This window comes from Actinomadura formosensis (assembly GCF_050948385.1).
In the GTDB taxonomy this organism is placed as follows: domain Bacteria; phylum Actinomycetota; class Actinomycetes; order Streptosporangiales; family Streptosporangiaceae; genus Spirillospora; species Spirillospora formosensis.
In genome coordinates this window covers 1,209,134-1,232,729 of sequence record NZ_CP192011.1, presented here as the reverse complement: position 1 = coordinate 1,232,729, position 23,596 = coordinate 1,209,134, and the positions used below count along the sequence as shown (strand labels likewise).

Sequence of the window (23,596 nt, the reverse complement as noted above, 5' to 3'; positions counted from 1 at the left end):
CGAGCTGACGCCGTGTCCCCGCGCCTGTCTGTCCAAGTGATTCCGGATGGTGCCCCGCACCCAGGCAGCTCGGGAGCGTTCACCATCGCGACTCTGCCCGGCAATCTGCGAGCCGCTTACACTGTCTCCGAGCCGCACGGCAGGATCTTGGACGGACTGTCCGACATCGAACGACTGCACGAGCGGTTCGCGGACATTTCCACCTATGCGCTTCCGGCCGAGCTGTCGGCGGCACTGATCGGGGAGATCGCAGACGAAGTATGGAAGCCATGCCCCCTCGCCCCGTGTGGCGTAAGAGCAGCCACAGCAGTTCTCAGGGAGACGAATGCGTTGAACTGGCCAACCTCGGCACGGTTGTGGCCGTCCGGGATTCCAAGGACCCGGACGGCCCTAATACTCCAGCCGCATTTAGAGATGGGTGAGTTCTCGTTGTCGCTGGTAGTGGCATCTTCGAGCACGGGCTTGGTGGCGGCGTCGCCAGTGTGACCAGTGCAGATGGTGTGCGGGTGGGTGCCGGGTCGGGTGCAGGAGGGCGTGGAGGCGGCGGATCTCGTTGACCGTGAGCGGGGCCAACGCGTCCGGATCGTCACCTTCATACCGCCGGCAGGGTGAACGTCCCTGCCGGGACGGCCCCCTGTGTGGCGAGGTCGTCGGCCTCGCCGTCGTCGGTGCCGCTTCGGCCTGGGGGTGGGGCGGCGGCCAGGAAGACCAGGTGCGCGTGGGCGACCATGGCCAGGGTGACGTGCCGGTACCAGGCGGTGTGCTTGCGGACCTGGTAGTGGTCCAGGCCGACCTCGTTCTTGGACGCTTGGAAGCATTCCTCGACGCTCCAGCGGGAGCCTGCCACCCGCACCAGCTCGGGCAATCCGACCGGCCGGTTCGCCCGGCACCGGTAGAACGCCAGGTCGGTGGGGTCGCTGATCGACCGGCGGGCCAGCATCCATTCGTGTTCGCCCAGGCTGATCCATGCCCAGTCGTACCAGCGGCGGCCTTTGGCGCCGTTTCCGCACGAGTGCCGCTGCCACGCCGTCTCCCCCAGGCCGGCGAACGCGGCATCGGCCCTGGTGCGGGTGCCGCCGAGCACGAGCGGGTGGTCGCAGGAGACCGCGAACACAAAGTTGATGCCGCGGCCGGTGCAGCGGCGGCGCAGCACGGTGTTGTCGCCGTAGGCCTCGTCGCCGGTCACCCACCCGAACACCAGCAGCGGATCATCAGCGGCGCGTTCGATCATCCGCCAGGCCAGCTCCGGCTTGGTCGCAAACCGCGTGCGCTCGTCGACCCCGGCGTCGACGAGCCGGCCCGGATCGGCGAACCAGGACTCGGGCAGATACAGCTCCCGGTCGATCAGAACCCGCTGCTTATCGGGGTTCACATACGAGCAGAACACCCCGATCTGACAGTTGGTGATCTTGCCTGCGGTGCCGGTGTACTGCCGCTGCACCCCCGCGCTGCGGCGGCCCTTCTTCTCAAACCCGGTGTCATCGACCGCCAGCACCGCGTCGGCCGAGCCGAGCCGCTCGGCCACCTGCCATCGCAGCGCGTCCCGCACCTGATCGGCGTCCCAGCGGGCGTGATTCAGTAGCCGCTGCATCCCATCGGGAGTGATGTCCCCGGCGAACTCCGCCAGCGACCAGCCGTTCTTGCGCTCCAGCCCGCTCAACAGCCCCAGCAGATACCACCGGGCCCGCACCCGGGGCTCCCGGCGCCCGAAGAACGGCGCCACCACCTGCGCGAACAACTCATCGAACCCATCAGCCCACCCCGCCGGATCGACATCTTCTACAGTAGGCGGCACGGCCACCGCCGATCGTCTGGTCTCAACACACCCACACGATCACAGCGGTGGCCGTCTCACGTCCCGACCTCGATCAGACCGAGATCTCCAAGTGCGGCTGGAGTACTAAACTGCGCATGGGACGCGACGAGTTCACAGACCTGATAGCAACCCTCAAGCGCTGACACCCCGACCACAGGTCCAAAGACCTGATCAGGAAGGCCATGGAGGCGTCCAATGACGACATGGCGCAAGAGCAGCCACAGCGGAACCCAATCCGGAAGTGAGTGCGTGGAGGTGGGCCGTTTCCGCCACACGGTCGCCCTCCGCGACTCCAAGAACCCCGACGGCCCCAAGTTGGTCATCACACCTGACCACTTCGCAGCCCTGGTGGCCGACCTGAAACGCTAATCCACGCGGCCCCAGCCCTGTGGGAGGGGCAGGGCGCGGGAGATTGCGGTGCCGGTGCCCGGCTGGTGGCCGGGCACCGGCACCCGTCACGTCAGGCCGGTGATGTGGCGGCTTGGCCGAGGTGGCGGGCGAAGAATCGGACCGCGCTGTCGGCCTCGAATCTGGGCAGTTCCATGTGTGCGCCCACGTTGGCGTGCAGCGTCTTCTCCTTCGAGGCGAAGGCGTCGAACAACGCCAGGCCGGACGGGCGCGGGATGTGCTCGTCGTCCCACTGGAGCGCGAACTCGATCGGAATGGTGGTCTGCTTCGCCGCCTCGGCCAGGGAGGCGTGCCCGAACAGGCCGAAGTTGAAGGGCGTCCAGGGTCGCCCGCCATTCCGGCACGGCGCGCTCCGCCAGATGGGTGTTGTACCGGACGATGATCGGGCCTTCCGGCTCGCCGGCCGCCCTCGCCCGGTACAGCGCGGCGATCTCCCGCTCGTCCTGCGCCGTGCGCGGACGGTCGCCGTGACCGGGCGCGTCGATGGCGGCGACGTGGAAACCGCAGCCGGTCACGAGGAGGTGCGCGCGGCCCGCCATCGCCGGGGCCTTCTTGTGCGTGCCGCCGCCGTGGCCCATCAGCACCAGCGGTGCGCGGTCGAGACCGGATTCGGGCGACCACAGCACGCCGGGAACCTCGCCCACGGTGAAGTCGCGTTCGCGGACACCGTTCGACGATGTCTCCGCAGTGAAATGCATGGGGGTGCGCCTTTCGGGATTGCCTTGGTGTCGAGGCGCTCCCGGCGACACCTACGTCAGTCGCCCGACCGTGCGGGAGAGAGAGGAGCACCCACGTCGATACAGCGTTCACGGGTCTCACCTCCTCGATCGGTTTCACGGCTTACGCAAACTACCGGCGGACGTCATCTCGCCCAACCGTTTTCCACCGACTACCTGTGGCTCCGGCCATGCCGACCGGACGCGATCCCTCCCGCCGGTGGTGCTTCGGTGGCGCCTTTCGTCCGGGAACGGCAAAAGGGGCGGTCCCCGGGGACCGCCCCTCTCAGTTGCACGAGGTCGTGCGTGCCGTGGACCTGATCAGAAGTCCATGCCGCCGGCGTCGGGCATGCCGCCCGCCGGGGCCGCGTTCTTCTCGGGCTTCTCGGCGATGACGGCCTCGGTGGTCAGGAACAGCGCGGCGATCGACGAAGCGTTCTGCAGCGCGGACCGGGTCACCTTGGCCGGGTCGAGGATGCCCGACTCGAACATGTTGACGTACTCGCCGGTCGCGGCGTTCAGGCCCTCACCCGGCGTCAGGTTGCGGACCCGCTCCACCACGACGCCGCCCTCAAGGCCGGCGTTCACGGCGATCTGCTTCAGCGGCTCCTCCAGAGCGCGCTTGACGATGTTGGCACCGGTGGCCTCGTCGCCGCTCAGCTCCAGCTTGTCGAACGCCTTGGCGCCGGCCTGCAGCAGCGCCACGCCACCGCCGGGGACGATGCCCTCCTCGACCGCGGCCTTGGCGTTGCGGACGGCGTCCTCGATGCGGTGCTTGCGCTCCTTGAGCTCGACCTCCGTCGCGGCGCCGGCCTTGATGACCGCGACACCGCCCGCGAGCTTGGCCAGGCGCTCCTGGAGCTTCTCGCGGTCGTAGTCGGAGTCGGTGTTGTCGATCTCGGTGCGGATCTGGTTGACCCGGCCCGCGATCTCGTTGGCGTCACCGGCGCCGTCCACGATGGTGGTCTCGTCCTTGGTGATGACGACCTTGCGGGCGCGGCCCAGCATGTCGAGCGTGGTGTTCTCCAGCTTGAGACCCACGTCCTCGCTGATGACCTGGCCGCCGGTCAGCGTGGCGATGTCGCCCAGCATGGCCTTGCGGCGGTCGCCGAAGCCCGGGGCCTTCACGGCCACGGACTTGAAGATCCCGCGGATCTTGTTGACGACCAGGGTGGCCAGGGCCTCGCCCTCGACGTCCTCCGCGATGATCAGCAGCGGCTTGCCGGACTGCATGACGCCCTCGAGGACGGGCAGCAGGTCCTTGTTGGCCGACGCCTTGCCCTGAACGATCAGGATGTACGGGTCTTCGAGGACCGCTTCCATCCGCTCGGGGTCGGTCACGAAGTAGTGCGAGATGTAGCCCTTGTCGAAGCGCATCCCCTCGGTGAGTTCGAGCTCCAGACCGAAGGTCTGGCTCTCCTCGACCGTGATGACGCCTTCCTTGCCGACCTTGTCCATCGCCTCGGCGATCATCTCGCCGATCTGCGGGTCGCCCGCGGAGATGGACGCCGTCGAGGCGATCTGCTCCTTGGTCTCCACGTCCTTGGCGAGCTTGGACAGCTCCTCGCTGACGCGCTCGACCGCGGCCTCGATGCCCCGCTTCAGCGACATCGGGTTCGCGCCCGCCGCCACGTTCCGCAGGCCCTCGCGCACCAGCGCCTGGGCCAGCACGGTGGCGGTGGTGGTGCCGTCACCCGCGACGTCGTCGGTCTTCTTGGCGACCTCCTTGACGAGCTCCGCGCCGATCTTCTCCCACGGGTCCTCGAGCTCGATCTCCTTGGCGATCGACACACCGTCGTTGGTGATCGTGGGGGCGCCCCACTTCTTCTCCAGCACGACGTTGCGGCCCTTGGGACCAAGGGTCACTTTTACGGCATCTGCCAGCTGGTTCATGCCGCGCTCAAGACCGCGACGGGCCTCCTCGTCGAACGCGATCATCTTTGCAGCCATAGGCTCCAGTCCTCCCGGAACAAGGTGGCTTAGACGGATCGAGCCGACGCCCGCGACGGACGGCCCCCGCCGACGGCTGCCATTCCGCCGCCGGACTGAGGCCTCATCGCCCCGACCCAGACTGTGAAGCTGTCACTCTCCACAGTAGAGTGCCAACTGCTTTTTAGCACTCTACCCTGTCGAGTGCAAGCGCCACATCCTGAGCGGGGGAAGGTTCATCTACCTGCCCAGCCCCGTCCCCACCTGCGACGGAACCCCCTCCGGAAGCCTCTCGGGTGTGTCGCCGTGATCCGCTGTGCGTGGTCGTCCGCCGTGGTGGGCATGGCGTTCACAATGCCGGTGGAATGAGCGGCCACCGGACGACCACGCCCGCGCCGCACATCGCGACACACTGCCGCCCCGACCCAACTGGCCGCCACGGGGCCGTGCGCCTCCGCTCAGTCACCAGTGATCATCCATAGCTGCCAGCCTGCTGCGGAAGCGACGAGCATCCTGCCGAGGGGACCGCATGCCGGGCGTCTACGGGTTGGTGCGCGGAGCAATCGTGGAACGGACGGCCCCGGTGTCGCCGAGTGGGGCCGTCCGTTCACTCGTCAGGTGGAGGCCAGGCTGCGGGTCCCGGGCATGGGAAGGTAGCGGACCGCTGGCAACCGAGATGTGGCGGGCCCGTGCGGCATGGCAGGCGGTGTCCGGCGCCAGCGGCTGCCCGTTCGGGCGGCGGGGACTTTCAGGGGGCTATGGGGTAGGTGAGGGTGACCGTTACGGATGCCTGGGCCGTGCCGCCCATGACGATCAGGTTGCCCTGGGCGCCGATGGTGATGCCGAACTGCACGGACAGTGATTCCGGCTTCATGGCCTGCCGGGCCAGTTCACCGACCGCCGGGGCGAACTTGGCCGCCATCGCGTGGATCGTCTCGTGGACGCGGTCCACCGCCTCGGCGGCCTTCTCCCCGGCGACCCTGGCCAGTGCGGAGGAGGTCGGCTCGGATCCGGGCATGCGCTGGGTGGCGATATAGACGTCGACGCCCTCGATGGTGGCGGGGACGAGATCCTGATTCTGGTAGTTCAAGTGTTCTCCCATTTCGATGGGACGGCGATCGTTCGATGCACGCGGTGGACTCGAGCCGGGACGGACGCGGCCCTCGGAGCGGTTCAGCCCTGCTTCAGTCCGTGCTCAGCCGGTAGATGCCACGGATCGCGAGGCCCCCCTCCGGGTACTGGTAGTAGCCCGCGTCCTTCGGCTTCTGGTTCGCGCTGATGAGATGACGGAGTACGAACCCGCCTATCTTGAGCGCCCTGCCGACCGGGGTGGCACCGATGAGGGACCAGAGCACGTAGAGGTCTCGGGCACCGTGGAGGAGGTCCTTGAAGGGCTCCACGCTCGGATCGGCGTGCTTGAGGACGTAGCCGACCTTCTGGCCCGTGCCGTCCGACAAGAAGAGGGACAGGATGATCCCGGTGTCGCGGTGGATGTAGGCGTCGCCGGCGTCGACGTGGAGATCCCGCATGCTGCCATCGTGCAAAACGGCCGGCATCGTCAAGGGGAATGCGTTGGAGGAGGACACGCGGTCGATCCACTGATCGTGTTCGGGGTCGTATCCGTGTTCGCGGTCGTATCCGTCGGTCATCGTGCACGCCTTTCGAGAGGTCACCTGGGAAGATCGTCGTAATGGCCGGATGCTCGACCCGGTCGATAGGTGCGTCCTGTGCACCGCACCGATCGGGCCGAGCGATCAGAACAGGTAGTCTCTGATGAAACGGGCTACGGATTTGGCGACGGCGGTCCCCATATTCTCCGCGATCTCTTCCAGCCCGTCCGGCGGGCCGGGTGCATCCATCGCGTCGGGCGCGCCGCCGCCTCCGGGCGTCTTGTCCACCACCGAGGGCTTTTCGAGCGTGGAACTATTGGCCGGGACGTGGAGGGTCGCTTCCCGGACCGCATCGGTACCGGCTTCGGCTTTTCGCTTCATGACGAACTCGGCGGCGGAGAAGGCGGCGCCCGCGGCGGCGAAACCGACCCACCGATCCTTCGTCAGGTCCACGTGGCCCCGGCACAGTTCGCGAAGTTCGACGGTGCGCGCCACCCACACGCTGTTGCTGAACCAGCCGTCGATCGTGTTGTACCGCGCCGAGATGACGCCGACCACGCTGTCGTCTTTTCTCCTGCGTACCGGGGCTCCGCTCATGCCCTGCAGGACGTCCATGGAACGGAGCCGTCCGAGGATCAGGTCGCCGCGCCTGGTCTGCCCTTCCCACTCCCCGCGGGCTTCGGTCCACACCAGGTCCGGTCGATCCGGCCCGTCCCGGATGACGGCGTGCCCCACAATGATCAGTTCTTCTCCGGGAGCCACCGCGTCGGACGACCGGACGAGCCGCACACTTCCCGGGAATGGATCTTCGACCTTGAGCAGCGCCAGATCGGCTTTCTTGTCCCCGGCCACACGCGTCGCACGGATCATCGCGGAACCCGGTGTGGAAAGGTGGTCGACGAATACGGCCCCTTCGTCTCCGTCGTCCTCGCTCAGCGCCATGGTCATCTGCAGGACGTGCCACGCCGTCACCAGATAGCCGGGGGCGATCTGGAAGCAGCTTCCCTGGGGAACTCCTGCGGGCGAGAGTATTCGCCCCATGTAATCCGGAACGGATCGAGCCTTTTTCACGGAACCCCCTGCATTCCTTGCGTTCATATATAGCCAGGTCACCCGGCCTCCACTGCAAGGCGGGCGCATTTGACCGCACATGGCCACATGGGATCCGCAGGTTTACGGCATTACGACGATCCGTTCTTTGTCAGCTATGGGCAGTCGTCCTAGACAGGGCATGCTGCTGGATGGCAGGGGCCGACGTGGTACGGCACGTTGCGGGGTGGTCAGCCAGGTCGTCCACTACCGGCGCGGCGCCTCATCCTGCCGAATCGCCGGGCACCGTCCACACTTCCGGTTCTTCGGACGGTGCGCGGTTATGGGAGGTCAGGGTAGGTCTTGTGAACGGCGGTCAGCCGGTCTCGGTGGGTTTCGATCCAGTCCCGGGCGACCTCGATGGTGAGTTCGACGGTGACCAGGTAGGAGTGGGAGTCGACCACGGCGATGGTCACATGTTTGTCGTCCGCTTCCAGGTGGATCTCGGGTGCGCGCTGCCCTTCGCGCCATGAGGCGGCGTCAGCGCCCTCACCCAGGGATTCGAGGACGTCCCCCCACTGCATGAGGTCCTCGGGCGTCAGGCGGGTCTTGATGCTGCCGTTGACGAAGTAGCTGCCGATCTCGATGACGCCGCTCAGGCCGCGGGCGTCCTGTCCGGTTATGCGGAGGACGACGCTGTTTCCGAGGTCGTCGGCGAGATGGATCAGTTCGACCGTGTCATGCTCTGCCACCGCGCCATCCTAGAGTCCGGCCGGCCGGCGCCGCACGGCGCGGCGCTGACCCGTGGGCGCCGGCGCGGTGGTCGAGGCAGCCCAGTGCGCGGGCCCGGCCGGAGCCGGGCCCGCGGGTGGTGTCAGCCGCCGGCCACGGCGGGGATGATGGAGATCTGGGCGCCGTCGGGGGTGGGGGTGTCCAGGCCGTCGGCGAAGCGCACGTCCTCGTCGCCCACGTACACGTTGACGAAACGGCGGATCTTGCCCGCATCGTCCAGGATGCGGGCGGAGATGCCGGAGTAGTTCGTCTCCAGGTCGGCGACGACGGCGCGCAGGGTGGTGCCCTCGGCCTTCACCTCGGACTCGCCGCCGGTGTAGGTCCGCAGGATCGTCGGGATGCGCACGGAAACGCTCATGGTGCTCCTTTCTCAGGCGAGGCCCGCGGCGCGGAACGCCGCCAGGGACGGGGCGATGTTCGCGCTCGGCGCGACCACCGGGGCGACGGCGTCCAGGGTCTTCAGGCCGTCCCCGGAGTTGATGATCACGGTTTCGGCGGACGGGTCGAGGGTGCCCGCGGCGGCCAGCTTGCGGAGGGTCGCGACGGTGACGCCGCCGGCGGTCTCACCGAAGATGCCCTCGGTGCGCGCGAGGAGCCGGATGCCCTCCACGACCTCGTCGTCCGTGACGTCCTCGACGGCGCCGCCCGTGCGGCGGGCCACGTCCAGGACGTAGGGGCCGTCGGCGGGGTTGCCGATCGCGAGGGACTTGGCGATGGTGTCGGGCTTCACCGGGCGGATCACGTCGTGGCCGGCCTTGAACGCGGCGGCGACCGGGGAGCAGCCGGTCGCCTGGGCGCCGAACACGCGGTACGGCTTGTCCTCGACCAGGCCCAGCTTGATGAGCTCCTGGAACGCCTTGTCGATCTTGGTGAGCTGGGAGCCGGACGCGACCGGGACGACGATCTGGTCCGGCAGCCGCCAGCCGAGCTGCTCGGCGATCTCGTAGCCGAGCGTCTTGGAGCCCTCCGCGTAGTAGGGCCGGACGTTGACGTTGACGAACGCCCAGTCGTCCTGCTCCCCGGCGATCTCGGACGCGAGCCGGTTGACGTCGTCGTAGTTGCCGTCGACCGTCACGAACGTCCCGCCGTACACGGCCGTCGTGATGATCTTCTGTGCTTCGAGGTTGGACGGGACGAACACCGCGCTGCGGATCCCGGCGCGGGACGCGGCGGCGGCGACCGCGTTGGCGAGGTTGCCGGTGGACGGGCAGGCCAGCACCTTGAAACCGAGTTCGCGGGCGGCGGCGAGCGCGACGGCGACGACGCGGTCCTTGAACGAGTGGGTGGGGTTGCCGCTGTCGTCCTTCACCCACAGGCTCTGCAGGCCGAGGCTCTCCGCGAGGTTGTCGGCGCGGACGAGGCGGGTCAGGCCGGGCTCGGTGTTGGGTGTGTCCGCAACATGGGACGGGACGGGCAGCAGCCCCCGGTAGCGCCAGATGTTGCGCGGGCCGGACTCGATCCCGGCGCGGGTGACGGTCCCGAAGTCGTAGGCGATCTCCAGGGGGCCGAAACACTCTTCGCACGCGTAGAAGGGGCCGAGATCGCGGGTGGAGCCGCATTCGCGGCAGACCAGGGCGGTAGCCGGTCCGAGGTCCGTGGCAGGCGTGAATGCCATGAAGCGAGGCCTTTCTCCCCATCTTCCCTGCGCCACCTTGGTCGCAGGCCGGAGTTGGCACCATTTCCCGGCCGGCCTCGCAGGATCGCGAGCGCGCTTCAGCCGGGTGGTTGCCGGGGCTTCACAGGGCCGGTCCCTCCACCCCTCTGGATGAGCGGTATTCAGTTGTCAGTACGAGCGACGGTTTCAGCTCGTATGCGTGACTTTACATGAACTGACCGGATGCCAGACAGCCGGGTCCATCTGTTGAGACGCTACCCGGGTGCGGTCTTGATCACGCCGGTGTCTCCGCGGGGACGGTGCGCTGCGTCGGGTCGAGGAACACGTGCCGGACGATCGGGAGCCGCTCCCGGAGCCGCCGGTCGATCTCGCCGGCGACGTCCTCGGCCTGGTCGGCGCTGATGTCGTCGGAGAAGTGGACCTTGGCGGCGACGAGCAGTTGCTCGGGGCCGAAGTGCATGGTGAGCAGTTCGTCCACGCCGGTCACTCCGGGCGCGCCGAGGATCTCCGCGCGGATCTCGCGCTGCGCGGCCGGGTCGGCGGCCCGCCCGATGAGCAGGACGGTGCTCTCCCGCCCGATCATGAGGGCGAGACCGGCGAGCAGCAGGCCGATGAGGGCGGAGGCGAGCCCGTCCCAGAAGTCCGACCCGGTGATCTGGCGCAGCACCAGGCCGCCGGCGGCGAGCGCGAGGCCGACCATCGCGGCGCTGTCCTCGAACAGCGCGGTCTTGAACGTCACGTCGGGCGACCGGCGGACGTGTTCGACGAGGTCACGGCCGTTCTCGCGGGTCTCCTTGCGCGCCTGGTACATGGCGCGGACCAGGGACGCCCCCTCCAGGACGGCGGCGAGGGCGAGCACGGCGTACGCGAGCCAGATCCCCGTCCCGGTGCCGCCGTGACCGGTCATGGTCAGGACGCCCTCGAAGATCGAGAAGCCGGCGCCGGCGATGAAGATCCCGAACGCGGCGAGCAGCGACCACACGTACCGCTCGTTGCCGTAGCCGAAGGGATGCCGCCGGTCGGGGGGACGTTCGCTGCGTCGTAGGGAGGCGAAGAGGAAGGACTGGTTGAGGGTGTCCGCCACGGAGTGGGCGCTCTCCGCGAGCATCGCGCTGGAGCCGGCCAGCAGGCCGGCGATCAGTTTGACGATCGCGAGGATGAGGTTGGCCGCACCGGCGACGAGCACGGTCTTCGTGGTCTCGGACCTGCTCATGCCGGTCGGTTACCCGAGGCACCCTCCGTTAATCCGGCCGGGTCCGGCCGTGGCGGAAACCACGTGGGTCACTGTGGAGCGCCTCGATCCCAACTGAGACCCTGCCGGTATGAGCCAAGTGCTGGTGGCATCGAACCGGGGGCCGGTGTCGTTCTCGCTGTCGGACGACGGCGAGCTCACCATGCGGCGCGGTGGGGGCGGGCTGGTGTCGGGCCTGGCGGCCGTCACGGGCGCCCCACGGGATCCCGGGCCACCTCGGCCAGCGACGACGTCCACGCCGTCCACCCACAGGCCGGACGTGCTGTGGGTGTGCGCGAGCCTCGGCGAGGCCGATCGGACGGCCGCGCGCCGTTCCCCGGACGGCCGCCTAGACCAGGCGGGGTACGACACAGGTGGCGCGGCGGTGCGGATGCTCGACATCCCTGCGGCCACGTTCCAGCGTGCCTACAACGCGGTGGCCAACTCGACGCTGTGGTTCATCCACCACCTCCTGTACGACACACCGCGCAGGCCGCATTTCGATGCGCGTGCACGCCGCGACTGGCAGTCCTATGAGGCGTACAACGCGGCCTTCGCGGACGCCCTGGCACGGGACGCCGCGCACGGCGCGAAGGCGGTGATCCAGGACTACCACCTGTCGCTGGCCCCGCGGATGCTCCGGGACCGGCGTCCCGACCTGAAGATCGCGCATTTCTCCCACACGCCTTGGGCGCCGCCCGACTACTACAGGCTGCTCCCTGATGACATAGGGGCGCAGGTCCTGCGGGGCATACTCGGCGCAGACCACGCGGGGTTCCTCGCCGAGCGATGGGCTTCGGCGTTCCTCGACTGCTGCGAACTCCTGCCGGGCGCACGCATCGACCGGGTGGCTCGTACGGTCACCCTTGCGGGCCACACCACGCATGTGGGCGTCCATGGCCTCGGCGTCGACGGACCGGCGTTGCGCCAGCGCGCGGCCCGGCAAGACGTCGTCGAGCGGGCGCACGCGCTGAGGGAACAGGTGGGTGACCGTCAGCTCATCGTCCGGGTCGACCGCACGGAACTGTCGAAGAACATCGTGCGCGGGCTCGCCGCCTACCGGGAGATGCTCGTCAACCATCCCGAATGGCGCGGACGGGTGGTGCATCTGGCGTTCGCCTACCCGTCCCGCTACGACCTGGCCGAGTACCGCGAGTACACGGCGGCCGTCCAGCAGCTGGCCGAGCAGATCACCGACGAGTTCGGCACGGCCGACTGGGAGCCGCTGATCGTGCAGGTGAACGACGACTATCCGCGTTCCCTCGCCGCTTACGGGCTGGCGGACGTCCTCGTGGTCAACCCCATCCGGGACGGCATGAACCTCGTCGCGAAGGAAGGACCCGTCCTGTCGAAGCAGGGGTGCGCGCTGGTGCTGTCCAGGGAGGCGGGCGCGGCGTCCGAACTGTCCGGGGACGCGTTGATGGTGAACCCCTACGACGTGTCGCAGACCGCGGAGACCCTGCATCAGGCGCTGCTCATGCCCCGCGCCGAGCGCGCCGAGCGCTGCGCCCGCCTCGCCGCCGCCGCGACGGCCCTGCCTCCGCAGCGCTGGTTCGCCGACCAGCTCGCCGCGCTGGACTGACGGCCCGGTCGCCGGAGACGCGGCGTGCCGCGGGCTTCAGGTCGCGCTGGTGGAGGGTTCGGGGGTCAGGCGGCACTCGACCGGGTTCGGTTCGTGGCGCTGTCTCCAGCGTTCCCGCAGCGCGTCCTTGTGCTGCGCCATGCGGCGGTGGGAGCTGACCCGGGTGAAGTGGGCGAGCTGGGACACGGGCGGCTTCGGCAGGCCGCTCGGTTCGTACCCGTACTCGGCGAGCCGTTCCCCGAACGCGGCCTCGGCCAGGCTGATCTCCCAGGGTTCGAGGCGCTCCGCCCAGGACCCGACGCGGCTGGTCGTGACGGCGCCGCGGGTCCGGCCGTGCCACTCCTTCTGGGACGAGACGGCCCGCTGCGCGAGGCCCTCGGGACGCGTCATCGCCGGGTCGAAGTCCTCACCGAGGAACCCGCACAGCCGGGTCAGCTCGCCCGCGGGGTCGGCGACGAGCCGCTCGTAGCGCAGCTCGTGGTAGCTGTCGGGGCCGAGGCGCCGGGCGAGCCGCCGACCCTGGTCGATCGTCTCCCGCCAGACCGCGATGGCGTGGTGGACATCGCCCTTGTACCACGGCATCTCCAGCAGGGAGGAGACGCAGTCCCGGCCGTCCCGGATCAGGTGGACGAACTGCGCGTCGGGAAACATCCGCAGCAGGGACCCGGCATGCCGGGCGTAGCTGGGGCGTTTGTCACCCCAGCGCGGCTTGCCGTGCAGGCGCGCGTAGGCGCGGAACACGATGCCGAGCGCGGAGCCGAGCGTGGGCGGGCCGGCGACGATCTCGTCGATGACCGCGGCGGGGTCCAGCCCGAGCACATGGACCTTGGTCGACCGGTTCCCCGTGATCCATTCCGCGAGCGCGCGCCTGTTTCCCCTCTCCGTGAGGTCACCGAAATCGCACCGCGCCGTCCAGGTGGGGACGACGAACCTCGTCTCCTCCGGGATCGCGATGCGCGGATGCGCGTGAAGCATCAGCCGCAGCAGCGTCGTCCCCGACCGGGCGCAGCCGAGGACGAAGATCGGACGGTCGTGGCGGGAGGCCGGTCCAGGTGGCATACACCTCATGCTGCTGGAGGCGCCCTGCTCACACCCCTGTTCCGGACACAGTGTTACCGTCCGATTACCGATCTTTGACGGCTTGTCCGGTCAGGTGTAGGACTCGCCCAGTGTCTGCCTGACCTGTTTGCGCGCCTCATGGATGCGGGACTTCACCGTGCCGAGCGGCAGCTGGAGCTGCTCGGCGATCTCCGCGTATTCGAGCTGGGACACGTCCCGCAGGACGAGTGCCTGGATGAGGTCCGGTTTGCGGGCCTCCAGGTCCTCCATGGCGTCCAGGATGTCGACCCGGGACCCGGCGATGACGCTGGTCCGGCGCGGGTCGGGGCGCTGCTGCGGAAGCTCGCCCGCCTGTTCGACCGAGCGCCGCTTCAGCGACCGGTAGGTGGAGCGCGCGGAGTTGGCGACGACAACGTGCAGCCAGGTGCTGAACCGCGACCTGCCCTCGAACCGGTGGATGTTCCGCGCGACCTGGAGCAGCGCGTCCTGACATGCCTCTTCGGCATCCTGCCGGCAGGGGAGGAACCGGGAGCTGTGCCGCAGCACGTCCGGCTCGATCTTGCGGAGGAGCTCGTTGAGGGCGCCCTGGTCGCCCTGGGCGGCCTTCACCGCCAGCTCCTCGGTCCTCTCGTCGAATGCCATGCCGCCTCAATGCTCGTTCGCGGGGTCACCCCGTTTGCTGGGATGATACGGGAGTGTCTTTCCCACCATCTGTAGGCCGTTACCGAATCGATCGGGTCCTGGGTTCGGGGGCGTTCGCCTCTGTGTGGCTGGGGCACGACGACGCCCTGGACTCCCAGGTCGCCATCAAGGTCCTGAACGGCAGCCTGATCGACGATCTGGACGTGCGCAACCGGTTCCTCGAGGAGGCCCGGATCCTGCGCCGCGCCGACTCCGAGCGGCTCGTCCGCGTCCACGACATCGGCGAGCTTCCGGACGGCCGCCCGTACTTCGTCATGTCGTACGCGGACCGCGGAACGCTCGGCGACCGCATGCGCGAACGGCCACTTCCGGTCAATGAAGTCGTCGCGCTCGCCGAGCAGATCGCCTACGGCGTCGAGGTGATCAACACGCTCGGGGTGATCCACCGCGACCTCAAACCGTCCAACGTGCTGTTCCAGTCGACGCCGGACGGCGGGGAGAAGCTGCTCATCGCCGACCTCGGCCTGGCCAAGGCCCTCGCGCACGCGTCCGGGGCGTTCACGCTGCCGGTCGGCACCCCCGGGTACATGTCGCCGGAACAGGCGCGGTTCGGCGGCGGGCTGGACGTCCGCGCCGACGTGTACGGGCTCGGTGCGCTGACCTACCACATGCTGACCGGGCGGGCGCCGGGCCCGGCGCCGGTGAAGTCGCCGCCGAGCGAACTGCGCGAAGGGCTCTCCCCGGCGTTCGACCAGGTCATCATGCGGGCGCTGGAGGTGGAGCGGGAGAAGCGGTGGCCGACCGCGGAGGCGTTCGCCGAGGCGCTGTCGACGCTGCGCCCGACGATGACCCCGGGCGCGCCCGCGGCCCCGCCCGCGCCGCCGCCTCCGAAGATCGAGGCGGACGCGACCATCCAGGACTTCTACCGGGACGGCTCCCGGGCCCAGTCCCCCGCGCCCGGCCCCGGGCCGGCGGCGAACCAGGGGCCCGCGGAGATGCGGACGCGGCTCGACCAGCCCATGGAGGACGACGTCCGGACGTCCGAGATGCGTCTTCCGCCGGGCCCTCCGGCCGGCGGGCAGGCGACGATCGTGGACGAGCCGGCCGGACGCGGCGCCCCGTTCGGGCAGGCCGAGGGTCCCACCGCCCCGGACAACGACAACGACCGCACGGTCTCCTACCAGGCACCGCCGCCGGGCGGGGACAACAAGACGGCCGTGTTCCCGAGCCAGGAGCCTCCGCAGGGCGGCCCCAGGCCCCCGATGGGGGGCGGGCCCTATGGCGGTCCGCCGCCGACCGGTTTCCAGCCGCCTCCTCCGGGCCCCGTCCAGGGGCAGGGCCAGGGGCCGGGCGGCAAGCCGGGCGGGCTGATGGGCAAGCTGCGGGGCGGCGGCGCACCCGGCGGCGGCGCACCCGGCGGCGCACCCAAGAAGTTCGTGACACCGCTGGTCATCACCGTGGTCGTGCTGGCGGTCGCGGTGGTCGGCGGGCTGACGCTCGGCCTGCTGTTCTCCGGAGGCGGCGGCAAGGACGACAAGGACGGCAAGGGCAAGACGCCGTCGGTCCCGAAGGATTTCGTCGCGGTCTCCGACGGCGCCGGCAAGATCAAGACCGCGGTGCCGAAGGCGTGGCCGAAGCAGCAGGAGCAGACGTGGACGCCGTCCACCGTCCAGTTGAGCGACGGCCAGCCGCGTCCGGTGCTGCGCGCGACCCCGGACAAGGCCGCGTTCCTCGGCACCGGCAAGGGCCCCGGCGTCTTCATCGGCGTGACCACGGACGTGCGTTCCGGCCAGCTGCCGCCGCCGAGCGTGGCGGCCCACCCGCAGTGCACGAAGGCCGCGCCGGAGAACTACACCACGCCGGACGGCGCCCTCAGCGGCACGATCACCCGCTTCACCGCCTGCAAGACCGGCACGCCGTCGGTCACCGAGGTCGGCCTCACCGACAAGTCCGGCAAGTTCGGGCTGTGGATCCGGGTCAAGGAGACCGACGACCGGGAGGCGACCAAGGACATCCTCGACCAGTTGAAGGTCACCGGGCCGTGACCCGTTCCGCCTCTCCCGGCCGCCGCGTTCCGGGCTGAGGCGCCCGACCCGCGTTCACCGCGCCGACCATCCCGGTCGGCGCGGTTTTCGTGTTGCCCGGCGGAGGGGCGGTGACCTGCACCGTCGGGTGCGGTATTGCATCGCGAACTATTCCGATATATCGTTAATGCATCGCAACCGATCACTGGGAAGGAGTACGATGCACGACCACACGATGAGAGGGCACGGCGGCGCCCGCGGCCCCAGGGAGCGCGGACGCCGCGGAGATCCGTTCGGTCCCTGGGGGCCGGGCGGGCCCGGATTCGGTCCCGGCCACCGCGGGCGCGGTGGACGCGGACGGCGGACCCGGCGCGGCAACGTCCGGGCGGCGCTGCTCGCCCTGCTCGCCGAGCGTCCCATGCACGGCTACGAGATGATCCAGGAACTGGACGGCCGCACCGGCGGCGTCTGGCGGCCGAGCCCCGGCTCGGTCTACCCGACCCTCCAGATGCTGGAGGACGAGGACAAGGTCAGCAGCGAGGAGAAGGGCGGCAAGCGCCTGTTCTCCCTCACCGACACGGGCCGCGAGGAGGCGTCGGCGCTGACCGTCGCCCCCTGGGACGAGGTCACCGAGGCCGCCGGCGAGAACGCCCTGCGCGGACGTGAGGTGATCGGCCAGCTGATGGGGGCCCTGCACCAGGTGATGGCGGTCGGCAGCGAGGCGCAGAAGGCGCGCGCGCTGGACGTCCTCAACGACGCCCGGCGCCGCCTCTACGGGATCCTCGCCGATGACCCCGAAGCCGAGTGAGCCGGAACGACCGGTACCGCCGTGGCCCGCCGGGCCACGGCGGTACCGCGGTCAGCGCGGAAAGGGCGCGTGCGTGGCGAGCCGGTCGGCCATGTAGAGCTGTTTCCACACGTACAGGCCCATGTCCGACCGCTTGATGTCGCGCTCTACGGGGACGTCCACCGTGGCACGCACCAGGTAGGACGAGCCGGGCGGCAGGTACTTGTCGCCACCGTCCCCCGGAATCAGCTCACCGCCCGTAAGGCGCCGCACGACCTGGCTCTTGGTCGGCGGCGTGCACATGTTCTCGGGGACGCCGGCCTGCGGCATGCACCGTCCCCGCGCCTCCGGCGTGACGAGGTTCCGCTTGACGAACACGTCGCCGGGGAAGTCGAGCAGCACCTTCGTGCCCGTCGGGTTGCCGAGGATGTACTCGATGTAGGCGAACGACGTCCCGGACGGCGGCGAGGACTGGAACGTCGTCACCACGCCGTCGCTCACCCCGCCCGCCACCGCGGCGATCCGGTACCTGGCCCCGTCCGCGGTGCCGACCGTGATCGACCTGCCGGCGCGAGGCAGCTTGGCGTCGCCGCCCGGCAGCCGCTCCCCGCCGGACGGGGCCGCGCCCGTCCCGCCCTCGTCGCCCTGCCTGGGCGTCAGGATGAGGCCGGCCGTGACCAGCCCGGCCAGGACGAGCACGCCCGCGGCGACGAGCCCGCCGCTGCGGCGAGCCCGCCGGCGTGCCCGCTGTTCCCGCTCGCGCCGGCGCTCCCGTTCCCTCGACCCGAGCCGCACCTGCACGCCGCTCGTCTCCCGGGCCCCCACCGGCCCGGTCGCGGAGGGCCGCCTCTCCCGCTCGGAGTAGACCTCCCGCGCGTCCGGCCCGGCCCACATCGCCTCCCCGGCCTGCGCGGCCCCGGATCGGGCCGCGGTCTCCGGCTGAGACCGGCCGTCCGGCTGGGACGGGACGCCGGTTTGCGGCGGGACGCCGGTTTGCGGCGGGACGCCGGTTTGCGGCGGGACGCCGGGATGAGAAGCGCCGCCCGGCTGGGACTGGTTCGAGGACGGGGGCGTGCCCCAGACACGCGGTGGCGCCTGAGCACCGGGCACCGCCTGAGCACCGGGCACCGCTTGGGCGCCGGGCGCCGTGTGGACGATGGGGCTGGTCGGCGCGGTCGGCGGGATCGGGGGGCCGGGCGGCTGGACGGGCGTACCCTCCCGCGGCGTAGCCCTGGGTATGCCGTGGGCGGGGGTGTTCCTGATGTCGCCCGGACGGCGCGGGACGCCTGGTTCCGTGTCCACCGTCAAGCCTCCACTCGTCCTCTTGCCCTCGCGGCTCCCCCCACGACCACACTTCCGCAACACAGCATATTTTGGCGCAATTGGACTCTCAGTCCACAGGCGCCCCTAGAGTCTCGCGAAATGCGATAAGTCCAGATATGACTCTTGTCACTTCTCCGACAACGGGACGGGCTCAGAGCAGGGCCTCAAGGAGGCCGACCACGCCGGCCGGGCCGTCGACCACCACGTCCGCCCGTTCGGCGAGCGCCGTGACCTCGGTGGAACCGCTGCACACCAGCACACCGGGCACGCCCTCCGCGCGCAGCGACTCGACGGCGTCGAACGCGGCCAGGTCGCCGAGGTCGTCCCCCGCGAACAGCACCGCGGACGGACGGGCGCCGAGGTCGGCGACGAACGAGCGCAGCGCCGTTCCCTTGTCCATGCCGTGCGGGCGCAGTTCGAGGACGAGACGTCCGGGCTCCAGGGTGAGCCCGGACCGCTCGGCGAGCGCGGCGAGAATGCTCCGCAGCCGTTCGAGCGCGACCTCCGGCTCGGCGCAGCGCCGCGTGTGCACGGCGAGCGCCTGCCCCTTGTCCTCGACGAACGTCTCGGGCGGGGCGCCCGCCGCCGCGAGGACGCCGGGCAGCTTCGCGCGGGCCTCGGCGACGCCCGGCGGCGGCTCCGGCTCGGTCAGCACGCCGGACTCCCAGCGTTCGAGCCCGTACTGCCCGAGCACCACGAGCCCGTCGATGCCGGTGAGGCCGCCGTACTCGACGGCGACCGCCGCGGGACGTCCCGTGATGATCACCACGGAGCCGACCAGCGGGGCCAGCCGGGCCAGGACCGGGGCGGCGCCCGGATGCGCCCGGGCCGCGGCCGGATCGTCCACGATCGGCGCCAGCGTGCCGTCGAAGTCGAGGCCGAGCACGGCCCCGGCCGGGTTCTCGCGGATCGCGTCGAGGCCGGCGGTACCGGCGGCCGTCACAGAGCGGGGAGATTTCACGCGACCAGTGTGCTCAGGTCACGGCCGGATGCCGAGTCGGCGCGCGGCACGGCCGCGTTGCCGCTGCGACCGCATCCGGCGGAGGCGCTTGACGAGCATCGGGTCGCACTCAAGCGCCTCGGGCCGGTCGATCAGGATGTTCAGGAGCTGGTAGTACCGCGTCGCCGACATGTCGAACAGCTCGCGGATGGCCTGCTCCTTGGCGCCGGCGTACTTCCACCACTGCCGTTCGAAGGCGAGGATCCGCCGTTCGCGTTCGGAGAGGTGGCCGGCGCCGAAGGCGGCGGCATCGGCACCGCCCTCGTCGTCGGGCACGCCGTCTTCGGTCAGGGGTCTCGGGGGTCGGCCATCGTCCATGCTTCCGTCCTGTGGGGGGACGTCACCGCGGGGGCCGTCGGGGGCGTTCGCCGCTCGCATCAGGTCCCCTCTGTGGTTACTGATCCTGGGTCGTCCGGGTTCGGGTGGGAGCCATGCTACGCGTACGGACCGACAAGTTCCGGTGGTTCCCGGGGAACGGAAGCCGGTGGTTCAGTGCATCACACCCCGTTTCACCTGCGGTTCTTTCGCATCTTGTGACTCATCGTTAACGCCTGTCCCAGCACCCGCAGAACATATGTACACTACATGCGTTAGGGTGGGGAGTTCCCCAGCGTCCGGCATCTGACCAGCGAACGGAGACCTCTGCATGGCGACGGAGACCCCCGCCACGGAACGGCCCGCCGAGCCGGACGCGCCGGAGCCGCGGGACGAAGACCGTCCCGACCCCGCCCTCGCCGACATCGCGATGGCGCTGTTCCATCTGCGCCGCGTCTGGGCCAAGCCCGACCTCATGAAGCGCATCCGCGCCCAGACGTCCGCGGGCCCGGACGGACGGCCGCTGCAACTGTCCAACCTGATGGTGGTGAACGCCGTCGCCGCCCTCACCGCCGAGACCCCGGGATGCGCCCCCCATCCGCCCGGCGAGGCCACGGTCGGCGCCGTCGCGGAACGGCTGGAGATCGACCCGTCCACCGCCAGCCGGCTGGTCGGGCACGCCATCGACGCCGGGCTGGTGTCGCGCCGCCCCTCCCCCGTGGACGCGCGCCGCGCCAACCTCGGGCTGACCGAGGCCGGACGGCGCGTCAAGCGGGTCGCCGACCGGTCCCGCCGCGCCTACCTCGACGCGCTCATGACCGGCTGGACGGCGCAGGAGCGGACCGACTTCGCCCGGCTCCTCACCCGGTTCGCCGACGCCGCCGCCCAAGCTCCCCAGTACTCCGACGGCATAGGCCGGATCTTCGAAGAGGCCGCCGCCGACTGACCGCCACCTGGAACGGAGCGCCAGCGAAACGGCGGTCAGTCCGCCTTTGTCGGGGGCGCCCCCACCATGCCGTTGACCGCCGCCCGGAACGGAGGGCGGCGGTCGGTCCGGCTTTTGCCGGGGGTGTGGAGGGTCGCCCCCACCACGACACCGACCGCCGCCCCGGAGCGGAGCGCACTGTCAGTCGCCGTCGCGGAGGGTGGAGGTGCGCATGAGGTATTCCTCCTCGTCGATCTCGCCGCGGGCGAAGCGCTCGGCGAGGACCGCGCGGGCCCTGGCGAGCGGGTCGGCCGCCGCCGCGGCCGACGCGGCGGTGCTGTTCATCCGGCGGCGGATCAGGTAGAAGGCCGTCCCGAGCACGGCCAGCCAGAACAGGCCGAACGTGATCGGGAAGACCGGCCAGAAGGCGGGCGCGTCCCCGTCCTGCCAGGGGCCCGGGTGCAGTGCCGCCGCCTGTGCCGCCAACGTCGTCAACATGGTTCATCGACCCTTCCTGTGTGCGGATACGTCGATGCTCGGCGACGGGTACGGGGGGCCGCATCGTCCGGCCGGAGGCACTCGCGGTACGCCCACCGGAGTACCGCGCTCACCACCAGGGCGGCCGGTAGTCCTCGTCGTCGTCGTGGTCCGCGGGCGGGACGGCCGGGAACGCGCCCGTGGAGCGCTCGTCCGCGGGAGGTACGGGCGGGGGCGGGGCGTCGTCCGCCGGTTCGGGGGATACCGCGGGGAGCGGAGCGGTCCCCGGTTCGGGCGCGTCCGGCATGTCGAGGGCGCCCCGCCGGAACGCCTCCCAATCGTCGTCGGCGGTGGCCGCGGTGTCGGTCAGGTCGGCGCCGTTGTGGCCGTTGGCGTGGTGTCCGTTGCCGAAGCCGTGCCCGTTGACCTCGTCGTGCCCGTTGACCTTGTCGTGCCCGTTCGTGCCGTTGGACGCGTGCTCGCCGGGGACGAACGGGCGCAGCTCGTGCGGCATCATCGGGGGCTGCTTCGGCTCGATGGATGTCAGAGGCGGCCCCTCGCCGAGGCCGGACGGCGGTTCCACGTCCCACGGCGTCCCGTCCCGTCCGGGGTCCGCCGGCACGGCCTCCCAGGTCACGTCCACCGGCGGGGTTTCCTCCGCGACCGGCGGTTCGGCGCCCCGGGGTTCCGGCTCCGAAAGCGGCCCCTGGTACGCCTGCGTGTTCTGCCACAGCGGCGCGTTGACCGGTGCGGCGGCCTCCCCGGAGGCCGCGGCGGCGGGCTCGGGGGAGGCGGCGGGCGCCGACGGCAGGCGGTACTCGGGGACGGCGTCGCTTTCGGCGGCGTCCTCCTCCGGGCGGCGCCGCTGCCGCCAGCCGAGCACGAGCCCGAGGACGATGAGCAGCCCCCCGCCGCCGAGGACGATCGGGAACAGCACCCCCGATTCCTCCGCGGGCGACTCCGCGGCCGGGGCCGGGGCGGGCGAGGGGGACGGCGGCTGGTTCTGCACCGGCCCGCTGGAGGTCTTGTTGATGTGGTGCGCGGAGATGAGCGTGCGCAGCGCGTCGACCGTCCCGCGGCAGTTGGGCGAGCCGGTCGGGTGGCCGCTGCGGGCCGGGGAGCCCTGGATGAGCGCCTGCCTGACCTCGGCCGGGGTCAGCTTCGGGTAGCGGGCGCGGACGAGCGCGGCGACCCCGGCGACCATCGCCGACGACGCGCTCGTGCCCGTCCCGACGACGTAGCCGTTGCTGGCGTCGGCGCTGACGATGTCCACGCCGGGCGCGCACACGGCGGCGTGGGAGCGCCGGTTGCTGTCCTTCCACAGGCGCAGCCGCCGGTCGAGCGCGCCGACGGCGATCACCCCCGGATACGCGGCGGGGAAGTTCTTGCGGTTGGCGCCGGACCCGTCGTTGCCCGCCGACGCGATCAGCACGACGCCCTTGGAGAGCGCGTACTTGATCGCGCTCTCCTGGGACTTCGTCCCGTTGTAGAACTGCCGTCCGCCGCCGAGGGACATGTTGATGATGTCGGCGCCGTGGTCGACGGCGTAGCGGATGCCCTGCGCGACGGCGTCGTGGTCGCCGGCGCCGCCCTGCTGCCCGTTGTCCTGCCGCAGCGGGTCGTCGTTCTCCAGCGTGACACGGACGGACAGGACGTGGCTGAGCGGCGCGACGCCCATCATCCCCTGCGACAGCCCTGGGCCGTGGCCGTGCCCGGAGATGATGCTGGCCATCGACGTCCCGTGCAGGCCCCAGTAGCGGCTGCCGGGGCGCCGGACCCCGCCGGTGAGGTCCGGCCCGTTGATCACGTGGCCGACGAGGTCGGGATGGTTCTGGTCGACGCCCGTGTCGAGGACGGCGATGGTGACGCCGCGTCCCCGGGAGTACTTCCACGCGTTCTGCGTCCGCATGGCCTTCAGATGCCACTCGCGGGAGCGGATCTGGTCGGCCGGCGCGCCGACGAGCGTCCCCGCCGCCGCCCCGCGGACGCTCCGCTCCCGCGCAGGCCCCGCACCGGGGACCATGGTGACCGGCACGACCACGGCGGCGCCGAGCGTGAGACCGGCGAGGACCGCGGTGGTCCGGGCGCCGAGCCGATGCGGTGACAGGGCCGGTCGGGTTCGCACCGGACGGCGTCGACCGGTCTCGGACACGCCGCCGCACCTCCCTCCGGCAGACCGCCGTGCTCCACAGCGGGTGACATTCTGCCACGCGAACCACGCCCCGCCAGGACGGTCGGCACATTCGCGCACGCTCCGGGCCAGCGCGGATCTTGCCGCCCGCCCCTTCCGAAGGTCTCAGCCCCTTCCGAAGGTCT

The 23,596-nt window shown here is 70.6% G+C and carries 23 protein-coding genes, 1 pseudogene and 1 riboswitch; of the genes and pseudogenes, 7 read left to right on the top strand and 17 right to left on the bottom strand.

The window, feature by feature from the left end; all coding sequences use genetic code 11:
* Positions 1 to 12: 12 nt before the first annotated feature.
* Positions 13 to 183: pseudogene (locus ACQP1N_RS05830) on the top strand (Scr1 family TA system antitoxin-like transcriptional regulator); the annotation flags it as partial.
* 77 nt (positions 184 to 260) lie between these two features.
* Entirely contained in the window at positions 261 to 422 is a 162-nt protein-coding gene (locus ACQP1N_RS05825) for a DUF397 domain-containing protein (RefSeq protein WP_433232584.1), read from the top strand.
* Positions 423 to 592: 170 nt separating this feature from the next.
* On the opposite strand, the gene ACQP1N_RS05820 is transcribed toward ACQP1N_RS05825, so the two are convergent.
* Positions 593 to 1,738, bottom strand: coding sequence for an IS701 family transposase (locus ACQP1N_RS05820; RefSeq protein WP_242609080.1), 1,146 nt, complete (start codon positions 1,736 to 1,738; stop codon positions 593 to 595).
* 273 nt (positions 1,739 to 2,011) lie between these two features.
* Here ACQP1N_RS05820 and ACQP1N_RS05815 point away from each other — a divergent pair, with 273 nt between their 5' ends.
* The gene (locus tag ACQP1N_RS05815) at positions 2,012 to 2,185 is read left to right on the top strand and encodes a DUF397 domain-containing protein (protein WP_084263106.1); all 174 of its coding nucleotides are present in this window, start codon (positions 2,012 to 2,014) and stop codon (positions 2,183 to 2,185) included.
* Between the two features lie 86 nt (positions 2,186 to 2,271).
* On the opposite strand, the gene ACQP1N_RS05810 is transcribed toward ACQP1N_RS05815, so the two are convergent.
* From ACQP1N_RS05810 to ACQP1N_RS05770, 9 genes are all read right to left on the bottom strand, one after another.
* Positions 2,272 to 2,922: a hypothetical protein gene (locus ACQP1N_RS05810; RefSeq protein WP_433229501.1), complete on the bottom strand. Its 651-nt coding sequence runs from the start codon at positions 2,920 to 2,922 to the stop codon at positions 2,272 to 2,274.
* 339 nt (positions 2,923 to 3,261) lie between these two features.
* Complete coding sequence (groL, locus tag ACQP1N_RS05805; protein ID WP_067800782.1) at positions 3,262 to 4,890, bottom strand: chaperonin GroEL; 1,629 nt, start codon at positions 4,888 to 4,890, stop codon at positions 3,262 to 3,264.
* A 727-nt stretch (positions 4,891 to 5,617) separates the two neighbouring features.
* Positions 5,618 to 5,959 carry a CU044_2847 family protein gene (locus ACQP1N_RS05800; protein ID WP_067800785.1) on the bottom strand — a complete coding sequence of 114 codons (342 nt, stop codon included), beginning with the start codon at positions 5,957 to 5,959 and terminating at the stop codon, positions 5,618 to 5,620.
* Positions 5,960 to 6,053: 94 nt separating this feature from the next.
* Positions 6,054 to 6,518, bottom strand: coding sequence for a hypothetical protein (locus tag ACQP1N_RS05795; protein WP_067800788.1), 465 nt, complete (start codon positions 6,516 to 6,518; stop codon positions 6,054 to 6,056).
* 105 nt (positions 6,519 to 6,623) lie between these two features.
* Complete coding sequence (locus tag ACQP1N_RS05790) at positions 6,624 to 7,550, bottom strand: S1 family peptidase (RefSeq protein WP_433229499.1); 927 nt, start codon at positions 7,548 to 7,550, stop codon at positions 6,624 to 6,626.
* Between the two features lie 299 nt (positions 7,551 to 7,849).
* A complete protein-coding gene (locus tag ACQP1N_RS05785; RefSeq protein WP_433229497.1) occupies positions 7,850 to 8,260 on the bottom strand; it encodes a DUF5959 family protein in 411 nt (136 codons plus the stop codon).
* 122 nt (positions 8,261 to 8,382) lie between these two features.
* Positions 8,383 to 8,658: a MoaD/ThiS family protein gene (locus ACQP1N_RS05780; RefSeq protein ID WP_067800797.1), complete on the bottom strand. Its 276-nt coding sequence runs from the start codon at positions 8,656 to 8,658 to the stop codon at positions 8,383 to 8,385.
* 12 nt (positions 8,659 to 8,670) lie between these two features.
* Positions 8,671 to 9,915, bottom strand: a complete 1,245-nt coding sequence (thrC, locus tag ACQP1N_RS05775; RefSeq protein WP_433229496.1) for a threonine synthase — start codon at positions 9,913 to 9,915, stop codon at positions 8,671 to 8,673.
* A 15-nt stretch (positions 9,916 to 9,930) separates the two neighbouring features.
* Positions 9,931 to 10,072: riboswitch (SAM riboswitch) on the bottom strand.
* 117 nt (positions 10,073 to 10,189) lie between these two features.
* Positions 10,190 to 11,128, bottom strand: coding sequence for a cation diffusion facilitator family transporter (locus ACQP1N_RS05770; protein WP_433229494.1), 939 nt, complete (start codon positions 11,126 to 11,128; stop codon positions 10,190 to 10,192).
* A 109-nt stretch (positions 11,129 to 11,237) separates the two neighbouring features.
* On the opposite strand from ACQP1N_RS05770, the gene ACQP1N_RS05765 reads away from it, so the two are divergent.
* The gene (locus ACQP1N_RS05765) at positions 11,238 to 12,728 is read left to right on the top strand and encodes an alpha,alpha-trehalose-phosphate synthase (UDP-forming) (RefSeq protein ID WP_433229492.1); all 1,491 of its coding nucleotides are present in this window, start codon (positions 11,238 to 11,240) and stop codon (positions 12,726 to 12,728) included.
* 36 nt (positions 12,729 to 12,764) lie between these two features.
* On the opposite strand, the gene ACQP1N_RS05760 is transcribed toward ACQP1N_RS05765, so the two are convergent.
* Together ACQP1N_RS05760 and ACQP1N_RS05755 are read right to left on the bottom strand one after the other, a co-directional pair.
* On the bottom strand, positions 12,765 to 13,787 hold the full coding sequence (locus ACQP1N_RS05760) for a sulfotransferase family protein (protein ID WP_433229490.1): 1,023 nt from the start codon (positions 13,785 to 13,787) through the stop codon (positions 12,765 to 12,767).
* Between the two features lie 90 nt (positions 13,788 to 13,877).
* On the bottom strand, positions 13,878 to 14,429 hold the full coding sequence (locus ACQP1N_RS05755) for an RNA polymerase sigma factor (RefSeq protein WP_433229489.1): 552 nt from the start codon (positions 14,427 to 14,429) through the stop codon (positions 13,878 to 13,880).
* A gap of 122 nt (positions 14,430 to 14,551) precedes the next feature.
* Between ACQP1N_RS05755 and ACQP1N_RS05750 the strand changes: the two genes are divergently transcribed.
* Entirely contained in the window at positions 14,552 to 16,474 is a 1,923-nt protein-coding gene (locus ACQP1N_RS05750; protein ID WP_433229487.1) for a serine/threonine-protein kinase, read from the top strand.
* A gap of 199 nt (positions 16,475 to 16,673) precedes the next feature.
* Complete coding sequence (locus ACQP1N_RS05745; protein WP_067800822.1) at positions 16,674 to 17,261, top strand: PadR family transcriptional regulator; 588 nt, start codon at positions 16,674 to 16,676, stop codon at positions 17,259 to 17,261.
* Between the two features lie 51 nt (positions 17,262 to 17,312).
* Here the strand turns inward: ACQP1N_RS05745 and ACQP1N_RS05740 are convergent, their stop codons facing one another.
* The 3 genes from ACQP1N_RS05740 to ACQP1N_RS05730 all read right to left on the bottom strand — a co-directional run bounded on the left by ACQP1N_RS05740 (position 17,313) and on the right by ACQP1N_RS05730 (position 19,881).
* Positions 17,313 to 18,542 carry a hypothetical protein gene (locus tag ACQP1N_RS05740; protein ID WP_433229485.1) on the bottom strand — a complete coding sequence of 410 codons (1,230 nt, stop codon included), beginning with the start codon at positions 18,540 to 18,542 and terminating at the stop codon, positions 17,313 to 17,315.
* A 172-nt stretch (positions 18,543 to 18,714) separates the two neighbouring features.
* Positions 18,715 to 19,524, bottom strand: coding sequence for a trehalose-phosphatase (gene otsB, locus ACQP1N_RS05735; protein WP_433229484.1), 810 nt, complete (start codon positions 19,522 to 19,524; stop codon positions 18,715 to 18,717).
* Between the two features lie 18 nt (positions 19,525 to 19,542).
* On the bottom strand, positions 19,543 to 19,881 hold the full coding sequence (locus tag ACQP1N_RS05730) for a DUF3263 domain-containing protein (protein WP_084263109.1): 339 nt from the start codon (positions 19,879 to 19,881) through the stop codon (positions 19,543 to 19,545).
* 328 nt (positions 19,882 to 20,209) lie between these two features.
* Between ACQP1N_RS05730 and ACQP1N_RS05725 the strand changes: the two genes are divergently transcribed.
* On the top strand, positions 20,210 to 20,824 hold the full coding sequence (locus ACQP1N_RS05725; RefSeq protein WP_084263110.1) for a MarR family winged helix-turn-helix transcriptional regulator: 615 nt from the start codon (positions 20,210 to 20,212) through the stop codon (positions 20,822 to 20,824).
* A 180-nt stretch (positions 20,825 to 21,004) separates the two neighbouring features.
* Here ACQP1N_RS05725 and ACQP1N_RS05720 read toward each other — a convergent pair whose 3' ends face one another.
* Both ACQP1N_RS05720 and ACQP1N_RS05715 read right to left on the bottom strand, forming a co-directional pair.
* Complete coding sequence (locus tag ACQP1N_RS05720) at positions 21,005 to 21,301, bottom strand: SHOCT domain-containing protein (RefSeq protein ID WP_433229483.1); 297 nt, start codon at positions 21,299 to 21,301, stop codon at positions 21,005 to 21,007.
* 109 nt (positions 21,302 to 21,410) lie between these two features.
* Complete coding sequence (locus ACQP1N_RS05715) at positions 21,411 to 23,405, bottom strand: S8 family peptidase (protein WP_433229481.1); 1,995 nt, start codon at positions 23,403 to 23,405, stop codon at positions 21,411 to 21,413.
* Between the last annotated feature and the right edge of the window lie 191 nt (positions 23,406 to 23,596).

What these genes read in the sequence shown, in the direction of transcription:
- ACQP1N_RS05795 (WP_067800788.1), bottom strand. Translation starts at nt 6,518, where the DNA reads ATGACCGACGGATACGACCGCGAACACGGATACGACCCCGAACACGAT.
- ACQP1N_RS05745 (WP_067800822.1), top strand. Translation starts at nt 16,674, where the DNA reads ATGCACGACCACACGATGAGAGGGCACGGCGGCGCCCGCGGCCCCAGG.
- ACQP1N_RS05780 (WP_067800797.1), bottom strand. Translation starts at nt 8,658, where the DNA reads ATGAGCGTTTCCGTGCGCATCCCGACGATCCTGCGGACCTACACCGGC.
- ACQP1N_RS05815 (WP_084263106.1), top strand. Translation starts at nt 2,012, where the DNA reads ATGACGACATGGCGCAAGAGCAGCCACAGCGGAACCCAATCCGGAAGT.
- ACQP1N_RS05825 (WP_433232584.1), top strand. Translation starts at nt 261, where the DNA reads ATGGAAGCCATGCCCCCTCGCCCCGTGTGGCGTAAGAGCAGCCACAGC.
- thrC (WP_433229496.1), bottom strand. Translation starts at nt 9,915, where the DNA reads ATGGCATTCACGCCTGCCACGGACCTCGGACCGGCTACCGCCCTGGTC.
- ACQP1N_RS05755 (WP_433229489.1), bottom strand. Translation starts at nt 14,429, where the DNA reads ATGGCATTCGACGAGAGGACCGAGGAGCTGGCGGTGAAGGCCGCCCAG.
- ACQP1N_RS05720 (WP_433229483.1), bottom strand. Translation starts at nt 21,301, where the DNA reads ATGTTGACGACGTTGGCGGCACAGGCGGCGGCACTGCACCCGGGCCCC.
- ACQP1N_RS05760 (WP_433229490.1), bottom strand. Translation starts at nt 13,787, where the DNA reads ATGCCACCTGGACCGGCCTCCCGCCACGACCGTCCGATCTTCGTCCTC.
- groL (WP_067800782.1), bottom strand. Translation starts at nt 4,890, where the DNA reads ATGGCTGCAAAGATGATCGCGTTCGACGAGGAGGCCCGTCGCGGTCTT.
- ACQP1N_RS05765 (WP_433229492.1), top strand. Translation starts at nt 11,238, where the DNA reads ATGAGCCAAGTGCTGGTGGCATCGAACCGGGGGCCGGTGTCGTTCTCG.
- ACQP1N_RS05810 (WP_433229501.1), bottom strand. Translation starts at nt 2,922, where the DNA reads ATGCATTTCACTGCGGAGACATCGTCGAACGGTGTCCGCGAACGCGAC.
- ACQP1N_RS05725 (WP_084263110.1), top strand. Translation starts at nt 20,210, where the DNA reads ATGGCGACGGAGACCCCCGCCACGGAACGGCCCGCCGAGCCGGACGCG.
- ACQP1N_RS05770 (WP_433229494.1), bottom strand. Translation starts at nt 11,128, where the DNA reads ATGAGCAGGTCCGAGACCACGAAGACCGTGCTCGTCGCCGGTGCGGCC.
- ACQP1N_RS05730 (WP_084263109.1), bottom strand. Translation starts at nt 19,881, where the DNA reads ATGGACGATGGCCGACCCCCGAGACCCCTGACCGAAGACGGCGTGCCC.